The sequence below is a fragment of the Variovorax sp. Varisp53 genome (assembly GCF_059491555.1).
The window spans coordinates 4486237-4500114 of record NZ_CP168512.1 but is presented as its reverse complement, the minus strand read 5'-3'; the positions used below and the strand labels follow the sequence as shown (position 1 = coordinate 4500114).

12 protein-coding genes are annotated in these 13878 nt (G+C 68.1%); 5 read left to right on the top strand and 7 right to left on the bottom strand.

The genetic code is table 11. The annotated features are described in order from the left end of the window. Positions 1-4 precede the first annotated feature (4 nt). The 5 genes from ACEOAB_RS20980 to ACEOAB_RS20960 all read right to left on the bottom strand — a co-directional run bounded on the left by ACEOAB_RS20980 (position 5) and on the right by ACEOAB_RS20960 (position 5744). The gene (locus ACEOAB_RS20980; protein ID WP_413750311.1) at positions 5-688 is read right to left on the bottom strand and encodes a DUF2894 domain-containing protein; all 684 of its coding nucleotides are present in this window, start codon (positions 686-688) and stop codon (positions 5-7) included. Further along, positions 663-1316 carry an OmpA family protein gene (locus ACEOAB_RS20975; RefSeq protein WP_413750313.1) on the bottom strand — a complete coding sequence of 218 codons (654 nt, stop codon included), beginning with the start codon at positions 1314-1316 and terminating at the stop codon, positions 663-665. Before ACEOAB_RS20975 ends, ACEOAB_RS20980 begins: the two co-directional genes overlap by 26 nt. Then, on the bottom strand, positions 1316-3676 hold the full coding sequence (locus ACEOAB_RS20970) for a DUF802 domain-containing protein (protein ID WP_413750312.1): 2361 nt from the start codon (positions 3674-3676) through the stop codon (positions 1316-1318). The genes ACEOAB_RS20975 and ACEOAB_RS20970 overlap by 1 nt, the downstream gene beginning before the upstream one ends. Continuing rightward, entirely contained in the window at positions 3673-4383 is a 711-nt protein-coding gene (locus ACEOAB_RS20965) for a DUF3348 domain-containing protein (protein WP_056593530.1), read from the bottom strand. Before ACEOAB_RS20965 ends, ACEOAB_RS20970 begins: the two co-directional genes overlap by 4 nt. Before the next feature lie 113 nt (positions 4384-4496). Further along, positions 4497-5744, bottom strand: a complete 1248-nt coding sequence (locus tag ACEOAB_RS20960) for an FAD-dependent oxidoreductase (RefSeq protein WP_495653095.1) — start codon at positions 5742-5744, stop codon at positions 4497-4499. Positions 5745-5971: 227 nt separating this feature from the next. Here ACEOAB_RS20960 and ACEOAB_RS20955 point away from each other — a divergent pair, with 227 nt between their 5' ends. From ACEOAB_RS20955 to ACEOAB_RS20935, 5 genes are all read left to right on the top strand, one after another. Further along, on the top strand, positions 5972-8047 hold the full coding sequence (locus ACEOAB_RS20955) for a carbon starvation CstA family protein (protein WP_056593525.1): 2076 nt from the start codon (positions 5972-5974) through the stop codon (positions 8045-8047). A 4-nt stretch (positions 8048-8051) separates the two neighbouring features. After that, entirely contained in the window at positions 8052-8258 is a 207-nt protein-coding gene (locus tag ACEOAB_RS20950) for a YbdD/YjiX family protein (RefSeq protein WP_413750351.1), read from the top strand. Between the two features lie 204 nt (positions 8259-8462). Further along, the gene (locus ACEOAB_RS20945) at positions 8463-10637 is read left to right on the top strand and encodes a TonB-dependent receptor (RefSeq protein ID WP_413750352.1); all 2175 of its coding nucleotides are present in this window, start codon (positions 8463-8465) and stop codon (positions 10635-10637) included. 115 nt (positions 10638-10752) lie between these two features. Next, on the top strand, positions 10753-11172 hold the full coding sequence (locus tag ACEOAB_RS20940; protein WP_413750353.1) for an SEL1-like repeat protein: 420 nt from the start codon (positions 10753-10755) through the stop codon (positions 11170-11172). 147 nt (positions 11173-11319) lie between these two features. Next, on the top strand, positions 11320-11595 hold the full coding sequence (locus tag ACEOAB_RS20935; protein ID WP_413750354.1) for a hypothetical protein: 276 nt from the start codon (positions 11320-11322) through the stop codon (positions 11593-11595). Here ACEOAB_RS20935 and metC read toward each other — a convergent pair. Together metC and ACEOAB_RS20925 are read right to left on the bottom strand one after the other, a co-directional pair. Continuing rightward, entirely contained in the window at positions 11568-12812 is a 1245-nt protein-coding gene (gene metC / locus ACEOAB_RS20930) for a cystathionine beta-lyase (RefSeq protein WP_413750355.1), read from the bottom strand. The two genes, ACEOAB_RS20935 and metC, sit on opposite strands and share 28 nt — an antisense overlap. A 49-nt stretch (positions 12813-12861) precedes the next feature. After that, the gene (locus ACEOAB_RS20925) at positions 12862-13872 is read right to left on the bottom strand and encodes a Bug family tripartite tricarboxylate transporter substrate binding protein (RefSeq protein ID WP_495653094.1); all 1011 of its coding nucleotides are present in this window, start codon (positions 13870-13872) and stop codon (positions 12862-12864) included. Positions 13873-13878: the final 6 nt, after the last annotated feature.

Sequence of the window (13878 nt, the reverse complement as noted above, 5' to 3'; positions counted from 1 at the left end):
GGGGTCAGGCGGACTTGCCGCGACCGCTCTTCTTGGCAGGGCCTTCGGCGCGCGGGCTCGCCGCACCCGCCGCGGCACTGCTGCCGTTCAACTGATCGACCCACGACAACGCATCGACATACGACATGAACCGGTTGAGGTATTCCGGCGACAGGTCGCGCATCAGCTTGAGCGAACGGTGCACGAGGTGATGCGAGTTGAGGGGGCCTGCGTTTTCCGGCACCTTCGCCAGCGATTGCGTCAAGCGCCGATCCGCGCTGAGCTTGGACCATGTGCTCTTGAAGTAGCGGATCGACTTTAGTTCGGTGGAAGGCGAAGAGGCAGGGAGGCCGCGTGCCGCATTGCCCGCAGCGGGGGGCGAGCTATCGCCAAGCACTGGTGCATGCCGGGCAATGTGATCGACGAGGCCGGCAAGCGCCCCGCGCTCCGGTGCGGCTTCCTGTTTCGCCGCATCCGCGGGCCGCGCCTTCTCCAGATCCTCTCCGTACGCAGCAAGCAGCGTGAGCACCTTGTCGTCCAGAATGCGCCGGGCCTCGCCGCTGTACGCGGCCGCGCGCCTGGCCATCGCCTCGATGACACGAAAGCGCACGGGATCGAAGCGATGATCGCCGCGCTTGATCGACGCGGCGACCATCGCGGCGGTGTCGAGGCAAGTCTCGTGATCAGTCACGGGGCTTTGCGCCGGCATTGTTGGAGGGCCTCGGCGTGGGCGCCATTTCCACGCGCCTGTTCTTCGAGCGCCCCTCGGCATCCGCATTCGAGGCCACCGCCTGCTCAGACCCGAACGCCGCCGCGAAGATCGACGACGACGGAATGCCCGATTCGATCAGCGCCCGCGTCACCGTCAAGGCACGCTGCGCCGACAGCTCCCAGTTGTCTGCAAACTGTCGCGCGTTGTCGCGCATCTGCCGGTCGTCGGTGAAGCCGCTCACCATCAGGATCTCGTCGCGCGACTTGAGGTACGCGCTCAGCGGCGCGGCCAGGCTCTTGAGCAGTTGCCGGCCTTCGGGCTGAAGCTCCGCGGAGTTGAAGGCAAACAGCACGCTGCCGCTGATGCCGATGCGGCCGTTGTTCAGCGTCACGCGGCCGGCCGCGAGCGGCCCCGCGAGAGCCTGCTCCAGCGTTTGCCGTCGCTTGGCCTCGGCCTGCCGCTGCTTGACCTCGGTCTCCAGCTTGGACGCGAGCTCCAGTTGCATGCCGATCGCGCACACCAGGATCAGCACAAAGGCCCCGAGCAGGCCCGCCATCAGGTCGCCGAACACCGCCCACACCGGCACGCCCGGTTCGTCGAAGCCGGCGTCGAGGTCTTCGCGCATCATGCTTCGCTGTCCACCGGTGCCTGCTGTTGCTGGCGGCTGGCGATCTGCTGCATGTCTTCGACGATCTGCTTCTGCGACATGATGCTCAGGTCGATGACTTCGCGCGCCTGCGCGACGTAGTAGGCCAATTGCTCGTCGCTGCGCGCGATGGACTTGCCCAGCGCGCCTTCGATGCGCTGCAGGTGGCCCACGAGCTTGTCGTTCGACTGGCTGAACAACTGCACGGCAAGGCCGAAGGCTTCGCCGAGGCTCGCCACTTCGACGGCGCTGCCGGTGATCTGCGCGGCAACGGCGGCCATCTTCTCGGACTCGGCGTCGGCCTTCTCGGTGAAGCGGCTGCCCACGCGCTCCAGCAGGTCCGCCGATGCGGACACCAGCGTGTCGATGGCCGTGCGCTGTTCGGTGGAGGCATGGTTCACGGCGTCGAGCAGGGTGGCCAGCGTTTCGAGGATGCGGCTGCGCTCTTCCAGCATCGCGTTGTCGCGGGTCATGCTGTCGGCGAGTTTCTGGCGCAGCTCGGTGACAACCTCGGCTGCGGCGCGCGGTGCTTCCGCTGCGGCTTGCAGCAGCTGCGCGATCTCGGCAACGGTGTTCTTCGCATGCGCCTCGGTCTGGGCCGACATGTCCCGCGCGGTTTGCGCCATGGCGTCGATCAGCTGCTGTTGCTGGCTCGCGTTGTGTGCGCCGGCCTGCTGCCATTCCTGCTGCAGCGAGGCAGCCATGGTGGTCAGCGATTGCGTCCACGCCAAGAGGCGTTGTTCGTCGCGCGATGCCATCTCGGACACGATCTCGGCCGCGGCCCGTGGCGCTTCCGAAGCCGCCTGCAGCAACTGTGCGATCTCGGCGACGGTGCTCTTCGCGTGCGCTTCGGTCTGGGCCGACATGTCGCGCGCGGCCTGCGCCATGGTGTCGAGCAGCTGTTGTTGCTGGCTCGCGTTGTGTGCGCTGGCTTGCTGCCATTCCTTTTGCAGCGAGGCGGCCATGGCCGTGAGCGATTGCGTCCAGGCCGCGAGGCGTTGCTCGTCGCGCGATGCCATGTCGGTCTGCAGCTTCGCATGTGCGCCATCGACCGTGTGCAGCAGCGACGCGGTGTGCTGCGCGAAGGCGGCGGCGGCCGACGACAGGGCCTGGTGCGTATCGCCCGAGAGTTTTTCGCTCACGCGCTGATGCTGCGCAAGCGCATTGCCCCAGGTGTCCGACACGTTGCCCACGGCGCTTTCGAGGCGGGCGGAGACGGTGTCCACCAGCGCGGCCGAGCGTTGCTCGAAGGTCTGCGCGAACTGGTCGTGCGAGCCGCGCATGTCCTTCGACAAGGCTTCGCTCGTGCGCTGGTGTTCAGCGAGCGCTGTCCTCCAGGTATCGGCCACGCGGGTGGTGGTGGCCTCGAAGCGGGTCGACAGGCCGTCGAGCTGCTGCTGCACGGTCTGCGAGATGGTGTCGTGCAGCGTGGCCGTTTCGCGCGCGATGCCGGCCATGGTGGCTTCGACCACCGGCTGGATCGCCGCGCCGGCGACGCGTGCGCTCTCGGTCAGGCTCTGCTTCAGCGACTGGTCGACGGAAGCGGCGAGGCTGCCGTACACGGCCTCGGCCTTGCTGTGGAAGTGGTCCTGGCTGGTGGCGAGGCGTTCGTTCAGCGCGTGGCTCTGGCGTTCCATCGCCAGCATCATGGCCTGCAGCTGGCCGACCAGCTCGGGCATGGCGTGGGCCTGCTGCTGCAGCAGCTTGAACGATTCCTCACGCTGATGCGTGAGCGAGAAGACGCGCAGGGTGGTCGCGATCTGGGTGTCGAGCAATTGCCCGGCCTGCAGCCGCTCGCGCCGGCTCAGCGCCGAGGCCAGGCCCAGCATCGCCGATGCGGCCACGCCGGCCACCGAGGTGCCGAAAGCCAGTCCGAGGCCCTTCACGGGAGCGGACAGCGAGTCGCGGATGGTCTGCAGATCGGTCGAGCTTTCCAGCGCGAGGCCGGTGCCCTTGAGCGTGACCACCATGCCGACGAAGGTGCCGAGCATGCCCAGCAGCACGAGAAAGCCGGCGAGGTACGGCGTCATCGCCGGGCCGGGCAGGCCGACGCGTTCGCCCTCGATGCGCAGGCGCACCGCGTTCTGCAGCGAAGGATGCAGCCGGCCGAGCCATGCGCCGAGGTTGTCGGGCGGGGCGGAGAGGTCCGCCACGGCCTGCGTCAATGTGGAGGTGGCCTGCTGGAAGCGATGCAGTTCCAGCGCGCCCATGAGGTAGGACGCGCCGATGATCGCGGTGACGGCCAGCGCCAGCGGGTTCGTGCCGATGTATCCGGCGCCCACCCAGCCGACGACGGCCAGGCCTGCGACAAAGACGGCATATTGAAGGAAGCGGGTCATGGGGTCCTGGTGGCCTGGGTGCGAAGTGCTTCGAGCAGCCCTTCGACCGGTTGAAATCGAAAGTCCAGTTCGGCGAGCAGCACGTCCTGGGCGTCTTTGCGGAACACGTCCAGCCACGCGTCGGTGGGCTGGGTGCCGCTGTCTGTCTCTGCTTCGTCAGGCGTCTCGGCGGCCTTGCGCAAGCGCTCGAAGTGCTTTTCGAGCATCCCGGGCACGGCCGACAGCAGGCTGTGCTCGCGCGCCTCCAGCACCTGCGCCATGACCACGTCCACCGACGCCAGCCGGGCCATGGCCGGCGATTTGGCCGCCAGCGCCGAGCGCAGCCGGCTGCGCAGCGAACCGACACCGGCCTCCATCGCCTGTTGCCGGGCGAGGTAGCGCCGGCGGTACGGGGTGAACTCTGGCGTCGCGTCCTTGCTGGTGCCGAAGGTGCTGTCCTCGGCGATGGCATTCGCCAGGGCGGCTCTCACGCGTTGGCATTCGCCTTCTTCGGTGTTGCGGGGAGCTCGGGTGCCGGGCTGTGCCGTCGTTGCCGGTGCGCCATCGAGCGCCGCGGACAGCGAGATGGCATCGGTCCATCCGAACCACTGGCTCAGTCGGTCGGCGGTGGGTTGTGCGGGTTCGCGAGCATCGATGTCGGCCAGTCGGGAAAGCAAGCGAATGAGCGCCGAGCCGTTGAAACTTGTGCGCCTGAAAACTTGCCCCATACCGCTTGAACGCGCCTGATCGAAAAACCTGGCAGTCTACAACAGCGACCTCTCGCAGAGGCCTGCCCGGCGGCCTCCCCAGGCCCCGGCTGTGTAACGAAATGCCAGTTCCATCACGCCCGTGGCGACTTCACGTGCTCGGGCCGCACGCCCATGCCCACGGTCCGCGCCGGCAGCCTGCGCAGCAGCGGCCAGCGCGCCAGCAGCCGCAGCGGCCAGGGCAGGTGCCCGGAACCGGACGCCAACTCGCCGCCGAGCACGGGCACCAGCACGCGGTCCTGTACCAGACGCTGCGCCGCCTGCGTCACGCGCACCGGCCATTCCCTGCGGCGCTGGAGCTGGGGCAGCAGGGCGTCGATTTCCTTCTCGCTCGCAGCGCCGGCCAAGGCCTGGGCCAGCAGGTTGGCGGCGGCCCCGGCATCCTGCACGGCGAGATTGATGCCGACGCCGCCCACCGGCGACATCGCATGCGCCGCGTCGCCGATGCACAGCAGCCCTCGGCACGACCAGGCCTCGAGGCGGTCGACCGTCACCTCGAGCAGCTTCACCGCGTCCCAGCCGGGCAGTGCCGATGGCAGCCGGGCGGCGAGAAAGGGGGCGACCGTTCCGATCTCTTCATGGAACGCCCCGATGCCCCGGGCCTGCAGCGCGGCGTGGCCGCCCTTGGGAATCACGAAGGCGCATTGCCAGTAGTCGCCGCGGTTCAGCATCGCCAGGAAGCGCCCGCGCGCGATGTAGCCCCCGGTGGTGGAAGGGTCGCCGGCCTGCTTGGGAATGGCCATCCACAGCGCGTCGATGGGTGCGCCGTAGCTGATGTGCGGCAGCGCCGCGGCATCGCGCAGCGCGGAGTGCCGGCCATCGGCTGCCACCACCAGCGAGGCGTGCAGCTCGACATCCTGCGGCTGGCCCGCGCGGCCGCTGCGCCGTACCTTCACACCGTTGACGCGTCCCTTGTCCTGCAGCAGGCCGATGACCTCGGCATCGGTCCACAGCTCGAAGCCCGGGTAGCGCCGGGCCTCGTCGCACATGAAATCGAGGAACTCCCATTGCGGCATCAACACCAGGAACTTGCCGTGCGCGGGCAGGTGCGTGAAATCGGCCACCGGGATGCTGCGGCCTTCGAAGGTGACGCGCAGTTCCTCGATGCGGTCGTGCGGGCGCTGCAGGAAGGCGTCGAGCAGGCCCAGCTCGTGCAGGATCTCGAGCGTTGACGGGTGCACGGTGTCGCCGCGAAAGTCGCGCAGGAAGTCGAGATGCTTTTCCAGCACGACGACGGGCACGCCGGCCCGGGCCAGCAGAAGGCCCAGCACCATGCCGGCAGGACCGCCACCTGCGATGCAGCAGCGTGGTTGTGTGTCCATGGCTTCGATTCTTTCGCCCCCTGATCGCGTCCTGATGAGGGCTCACATGTTCGCGCCTGGTCCGGTTCCTGCGTGTAGGCCCGCAGGCATTGCACTGCGGGACGGCGCTTGCCGTACCCGGGTTTTCCATTACGCAAAGCCACGCATGCACTCCGCGCAGTCCGACGGATGCGCCCGCGCCGCAGCCCGGCAAAACTCCTCGGGTTCAATATAGAGGAGACATCCGCATGCACAGCATCCGACGCCATCTGGTGTGGCTGGTCGTGGCCGTGGTCGGCGCATTCGCGCTCGGCACCGTGGCCCTGACCCGAGGCGAAAGCGTCAACGCCCTCTGGGTGGTGGCCGCCGCGATCTGCACCTACCTGATCGCCTACCGCTACTACAGCCTGTTCATCGCCGACAAGGTGCTGGGGCTGGACGGCAACCGCAAGACGCCGGCACACCGCCACAACGACGGCCTGGACTACGTGCCGACCGACAAGAACGTGCTGTTCGGCCACCACTTCGCGGCCATCGCGGGCGCGGGTCCGCTGGTGGGCCCGGTGCTCGCGGCGCAGATGGGCTACCTGCCCGGGCTGCTGTGGATCCTGGCGGGCGTGGTGTTCGCCGGTGCGGTGCAGGACTTCATCATTCTGTTCATCTCCACGCGGCGCGACGGCCGCTCGCTCGGCGACCTCGTCAAGCAGGAGATGGGCGCGGTGCCCGGCATGATCGCGCTGTTCGGCACCTTCATGATCATGATCATCATCCTGGCGGTGCTGGCGCTGATCGTGGTGAAGGCGCTGGCCGAATCGCCGTGGGGCACCTTCACGGTGGCCGCGACGATTCCGGTGGCGCTGTTCATGGGCGTGTACCTGCGCTACATCCGCCCGGGGCGCATCGGCGAGGTGTCGCTGATCGGCTTCGTGCTGCTGATGCTGGCCATCTTCGGCGGCCAGGCCGTGAGCCAGAACCCCGAGTGGGCGCCGCTCTTCACCTTCGACGGCAAGGCGCTCACGTGGATGCTGGTGGGCTACGGCTTCATCGCTGCGAGCCTGCCGGTGTGGCTGCTGCTGGCGCCGCGCGACTACCTGTCGACCTTCCTGAAGATCGGCACCATCATCGCGCTGGCCATCGGCATCGTGTTCGTGATGCCGACGCTGCAGATGCCGTCCGTCACGCAGTTCGCGCAGGGCAACGGCCCGGTGTGGGCGGGCAGCCTGTTCCCGTTCTTGTTCATCACCATCGCCTGCGGCGCCGTCTCGGGCTTCCATGCGCTGATCTCTTCGGGCACCACGCCCAAGATGCTCGACAACGAGCGCCATGCGCGCTTCATCGGCTATGGCGGCATGCTGGCCGAATCCTTCGTCGCGGTGATGGCGCTGGTCGCGGCCTCGTGCATCGAGCCCGGCATCTACTTCGCGATGAACAGCCCCGGCGCGCTGGTCGGTACGACCGCGCAGCAGGTGGCGGCCACGGTGTCGAGCTGGGGCTTCGTGATCACGCCCGAGATGCTGCTGCAGACCGCCAAGGACGTGGGCGAGACGACGATCCTCGGCCGCGCAGGCGGTGCGCCGACGCTGGCCGTGGGCATGGCCCACATCCTCCATCAGGTGATCGGCGGGCAGGCCATGATGGCCTTCTGGTACCACTTCGCGATTCTGTTCGAGGCGCTGTTCATCCTCACGGCCGTCGATGCCGGCACGCGCGCCGGCCGCTTCATGCTGCAGGACCTGCTGGGCAGCTTCGTGCCCGCGCTCAAGCGCACCGATTCGCTGCCGGCCAACCTCGTCGCCACGGCGCTGTGCGTCGCGGCCTGGGGTTACTTCCTGTACCAGGGCGTGGTCGATCCGCTGGGCGGCATCAACACGCTGTGGCCGCTGTTCGGCATCTCCAACCAGATGCTGGCCGCGGTGGCGCTGATGCTGGGCGTGGTCGTGCTGTTCCGCATGAAGCGCGAGCGTTATGCGTGGGTGGCCATTGCGCCGGCCGCGTGGCTGCTGGCGTGCACGCTCACGGCGGGCTGGCAGAAGATCTTCTCGGCCGACCCGAAGATCGGCTTCCTCTCGCACGCCGCGAAGTACACCGACGGCATCGCCAACGGCGTGCTGGTGGCGCCGGCCAAGACGCCCGAGGCCATGTCGCGGATCGTCTTCAACGACCGCCTCGACGCGGCGCTGTGTGCGCTCTTCATCTTCGTGGTGCTGAGCGTGCTGGTCTACAGCATCAAGGCCTGCCTCGCGGCGCGCGCGGCCAACCGGCCGACCACCAAAGAGACGCCGTTCGAGCCGGTGGGCGCCGCCGCCGCAACGGCCGCGCACTGACGCCATGGGCCTCGCATTGCCGGAAGCCGGGCGCTACTTTGCGCGCTCGCTCAAGCAGTCTCTGCGGCTCATGGTCGGGCTGCCCGACTACGACGCCTACCTGACGCACATGGCGGCCACCCACGCGGACCGCGCGCCGATGAGCTACGAGGCCTTCTTCCGCGAGCGGCTGGAGGCACGCTACGGGGCCGGCAAGGGGCGTTGCTGCTGACGCGTCGCTGCATCTAGAATCCTGCGGTCGCGCGACGCGATCCCTTCGCCCAAAGCCCTGGCCACCGAGCCGGTGCGAGCTGGCGAAGGCACCCAACCCAGATTTTCTCCAGGCAGGGCGTACACGGTTTCTCCATCCGAGCGATGGGGAGCCGGTGTGGCGCTTCGCGATTTCAAGAACAAATCGCCCTGAGGGAATTTCGCCATGTCCGTCCGTTCTCGCGCGCCGCGTTTTCGCCTGCGCCATCCGTCCCTGTTCGTTGCCGCCCTGGCCGCCGCTCACTGCGCGGCACAGGCCCAGGCCCAGAGCGCCCCCAATGAAGGCAGCACGCTCAAGGAAGTGACCGTCAGCTCCGAGCAGGACGTCGGCTATGCACCGTCCATCGGCAGCACTGCCACCAAGGGTTCCGCGCCCCTGCGCGACATTCCGCAGGCGGTCAATGTGGTGCCGGCGCAGCTGCTGCGTGATCAGGGCGCGACCTCGATGCAGGACGCGCTGCGCAACGCGCCCGGCGTGTCGTTCAACGCGGGCGACGGCCAGCGCGACCAGGTGGTGATCCGCGGCTTCACCGCCATCGCCGACTGGTTCGTCGACGGCGTGCGCGACGACGCGCTGTACTTCCGCGACCTCTCGGACACCGAGCGCATCGAGGTGCTGAAGGGGCCGGCCGCGGTGCTGTACGGTCGCGGCTCCTCGGGCGGCCTGGTTAACCGCGTGACCAAGAAGCCGGTCTTCGACCGCACCTTTGGCGAAGTCTCGCTCGGCCTCGGCACGCACGACTTCAAGCGGCTCACCACCGACCTCAACACGCCCATCGGCGAGAACATGGCGTTTCGCCTCAACGTCGCGCGCGAGAAGTCGGGCAGCTACCGCGACCAGCAGTTCATCGACCGCTACAACATCGCGCCATCGCTGGCCATCAAGTTCAGCCCGCAGACCGACCTGCTGCTGCAGTACACCAACGCCTACGACCAGCGGCTCACCGACTTCGGCATTCCGGCGCTCAACGGCCGCCCGGTGAACGTGCCCATCGGCACCTACTACGGCTCGGCCTTCGGCAAGCGCGACGACACGACCACGACGAAGGTGCAGTCGTTCACCGCCACGCTGAACCACCGCTTCAGCGACACGCTGAGCCTGCGCAACACCACGCGCTATTCCAGCTACGAGCTCGACCGCTACAACACGCTGCCCAGCGGCACCACCGACCCCGTTCGCCTGACCGTGGGCCGCACGCGCGGCTTCATCCTGCGCGACGAGAGCAGTTGGTTCAACCAGACCGACCTCACATGGCGCAACGAGCTCGGCGGCTTCAAGCAGGAATGGCTGCTGGGTGCGGAGTTCGGCCAGCAGGAGAAGCGGGCGTATTCCGTGTCGTCGGCCACCGGCTTCGAACGCGTGAGCATCCTGAATCCGGCGGCCGCACCCGCGCCGATCCCGCTCGCGAGCTACCTGGCCAGCAGTGCGATCCCGAGCAACACGCGCTTCAAGACCGCCGCGCTCTACGCGCAGGACCAGATCACCCTGGCACCGCAGTGGAAGGCGCTGATCGGCGGGCGCTACGACGTTTTCGGGCAGGACACCTCGTTCGAACGCACGCTGGCGCCGCTGTCGCGCACCGATCGCAAGTTCAGCCCGCGCGCGGGCGTGGTCTGGCAGCCGAGCGAAACGCAGTCGTACTACGTGTCGTACAGCCGCTCGTTCCAGCCTTCGGCCGAGACCTTCGCGCTGTCGGCCAGCAACACCGCCAACGACCCCGAGATCACGGTGAACAAGGAGATCGGCGCCAAGCTCGACTTCCTGGACGGCGCGCTCAACCTCACTGCGGCGGTGTTCAATCTGGAGCGCTCGGGCATCAAGAACACCGACCCGACCAATCCCGCACGGCAGATCAACGTGGGCACGCAGCGCACCAACGGCATGGAGCTGGCGCTGGCCGGCAAGCTGCCGGGGCGCTGGGACATCAGCGCGGGCTATGCGTACCTCGACGGCCGCATGACCAAGTCGCTGGCCACGGTGAGTTCGCTGCAGTTGCCGGTGGGTGCGGCGATGCCGGTGCAGGGCAAGATCGCGCCCCTCACGCCGCGGCACTCGGCTTTCGTGTGGCTCATGAAGGACCTGGGCAACGGCCTGAGCGCGGGCGGCGGCGTCAACTACGTGGCCGCGCGCTATGCGTCGCTGAGCAACCTCGTCACCCTGCCTTCCTATGTCACGGCAGACCTGGCCGCGAGCTACAAGACCGGTCGCTACGAGATTTCGGCGAACCTGAAGAACATCACGAACCGCAAGTACTACGTGTCGGGGCATGGCAGCGTGGACAACCTGATCATGCCGGGGCCCGGGCGCGAATTGCAGGTGATGCTGACCGCGAAGTTCTGAGGCGCGGGCGCAGGCTCAGTCTCCGGCTGAGGCGGCCTGCGCGAAATCCGGCTTCTCCGTTCGGCGCGGCCGCGCGACGATGCCTCCACGACAACACTATTCGTGGAGAACATCGATGCCATCCGAACTCAACCTGATGACCGGCCTGTCGCTGCGCTTTCGCGTGCTGCTGTCGGGCGTGCTGTTGCTGGTGGCCGCGCTCAGCGCCGCGCATCCGTCGGATGCGGGCGTCGAGCTGCATGCGGAGCAACGCTTCCAGCTGGCCCTCGAAGCAGAGGCCGATCGCGACTACCGCACGATGCTCGTACAGCTGCGTCAGGCCGCCACCGAAGGCCATGCCGAGGCGCAGGAGATGCTCGGCATGGTGCTGCTTACCGGCCCGACGCTGTACGGCACGGCCGTGAAGGCCGACCGCTGCGAGGCAGGGGCGTGGATGCGCCGCGCGGCAATGCAGGGCAGCGAGACGGCGAAGGTGCAGCTGACCTTCCTGAACCGGCTGCGCGCCTCGCCTGCGGGGAAGCGCGCCTGCGAATGAAGGCGTCTTCGTTCGCCGGGCTCGCGAAGATTTCGCCGCTGCAGGCGGGAAGTTGGCCTACTCGCAGCGTCTGCGCCCGCGCATGGGCGAAGGCCGCGGGGCAGCGCAAGCTCAAGGCTCGACCATTCCGCTACAAGGATCTTCACCATGCGCAAGCCGACGACTCTCCCACGCCATCCCGAGGACGTCACGCAACTCGATGTGTCCCAGGCCGTTCTCGAGGACGAGGAGAACCCCAGCGCCCTGCGCGCACTCACGCCGCATGAGCGCGCCTTGCTGTTTCCCGCGCGCGATGGCTGGGGCGCCGCGTGCGGGCGCGCCGTGCGCAGCCTGACGAGCAGTCCCGTGAAGCTGCTGGGCGCCGCGGCGGTGGTGGGGCTCGCGCTGGCCCTGGTCTACGCGAAGCGCCCGGACCGGGCCTGAGCGTCCGCGCCGTGCTGCTGAGTTTGCATTGCAGCAAACCCGCGCTCCAGATCGGCCATCAGATCCGAGGGCGCCTCCAACCCGATGTGCAACCGCACCACCGCCCCGCGCCCGCTCCAGTCCGTCACGCTGCGCGCCGCACGCATGTTGGTCCACGCCACCAGGCTTTCATAGCCGCCCCATGACGAGCCACGCCCGAACAGCGTGAGTGCATCGACGAAGCGCTCGACTGCAGCGCTTTCGATGCCTGGCTGCAGCTCGATGGACAGCAGCCCGTTCGTGCCCTTGCAATCCCGTTTCCAGAGGTCGTGCCCCGGATGCTGTGGCAGTGCCGGGCAGAACACGGTCGCCACCTCGGGCCGCTCCTGCAGCCAATGCGCCACCTCCAGCGCATGCCGCTCGTGCATCTGCAGCCGTGCCGACAGCGTGCGCATGCCGCGCAGCACCAGCCATGCGTCGTCGGGGCTCACGGTCATGCCGAATGCATCGCAGCGTTCGTTGAGCGGGCGCCATGCGGCTTCGGTCGTGGCGACGGTGCCCATCATCACGTCGGAGTGGCCCGAAAGGTACTTGGTCGCGGCCATCGTCGAGATGTCCGCGCCCAGCGCGAGCGGGCGGTACTGGACGCCCGATCCCCAGGTGTTGTCCGCCGCGAGCAGCGCGCCGCGCGCATGCGTCAGTTCCGCGAGCTTGGGCAGGTCGCACATCTCGTAAACCAGCGAGCCGGGGCACTCCGCATACACGAGCCGGGTGTTCGGCTCGAACAGTTCCTCGATGCCGCTGCCATCCGCCGCGAAGAACGAACTGCGGATGCCGTACGGCTCGAGGAACGAATGCACGAGATTGCGCGTGGGCTCGTACACGCTGTCCGACATCAGCACGTGGTCGCCCGGCTTCAGGTACGACAGCAGCACCATGCCGATGGCGGCAAGGCCTGTCGGAAAGAGCCGGGTGCGGTAGGCGCCTTCGAGTTCGCTCACCGCATCCTCGAGCGCGAAGGTGGTCGGCGTGCCGCGTGCGCCATAGCTGAAGATGCGTTCGTCATCGCGCCGTGCACGCGCGTCGCGCATCACGCCCACGCTGTCGAACAGCACGGTGCTCGCGCGCACCAGGGGCGTGTTGACGGGCGATCCGCCGGCGTATGACGGCGTCTTGCCGGTGCGTGTGAGCCGGGTGTCGAGCGTCAGGTCGGCGGGGACGGTGTGCGAGTCGGACATGGTGAGGAGAGGGCGAAAGGAGGTCGGGCCGCTATGTTGCGCCAATCATTCAATCGGCGCGTGCACCCGAAAGCTTGACGATGCGCGACCAGCGGTCGATGTCCTGGCGCAGCTGCGCCGCGAAGGCGTCCGGCGAATTGGCCACCACCTCGCTGCCGCCGTCGGTCACGAGCTTGCTCACTTCGGGCAGATGCAGCGTGCGCACGATGGCTTCGTTCAGGTAGGCCACGCGTTCCGGCGGCGTGCCGGCGGGCGCGAAGAAGCCGTACCAGTCTTCGAAGCGTGCGCCGGCATAGCCCAGTTCCTCCAGTGTCGGCACCTTCGAGAACACGCCGATGCGGCGCGGGCTGGTCACGGCCAGCACGCGCAGCTTGCCGCTCTGCACGAAGCCGGCGACCGAGGCGGTTGACGTGACCAGCACGTCCACCTGTCCGCCGAGCAGGTCGGTCAGCGCAGGGCCGGCGCCCTTGTAGGGCACGTGCGTCATCTCCACGCCGTTGTCCTTGGCCAGCACCACGCCGACGAGGTGCGACAGCGTGCCGTTGCCGGGCGTCGCATAGGTCACCTTGCCGGGGCTGGCCTTGGCCTTCGTCGCGAGGTCGGCGAAGCTCTTGAGGGGCGAGTTGGCGTCCACCACCAGCGCGAGCGGTGCGGCGTTGATCTGCGTGATGGGAATGAAGCTCTTGATCGGATCGAAGCCCGGCGCCGCATACAGCGTGGGATTCACGGCCATGATCGACACCTGCGAGGTGAGCACGGTGTAGCCGTCGGGCTTGGCGTCGGCCACGGCCTTGGCGCCGATGTTGCCGCCCGCGCCGCCGCGGTTGTCGACCACTGCCGCCTGCCCCATGATTTCCGGCAGGCGCGTGGTGACGAGGCGCGCCGTTGCATCGTTGCCGCCACCGGGCGGAAAGGGCGAGATGAACTTCACCGTCTGCGAGGGGAAGCCGTTGCGTGGCGCCAGCGGTTCGGCGGCGGCTGGCTGCAGGGCGAGCGCCGCGAGCCATGCGGCGGCGACGGCATAACGGGCGATGTGCGGGATGCGGCTGGCGAACGACATGACGGA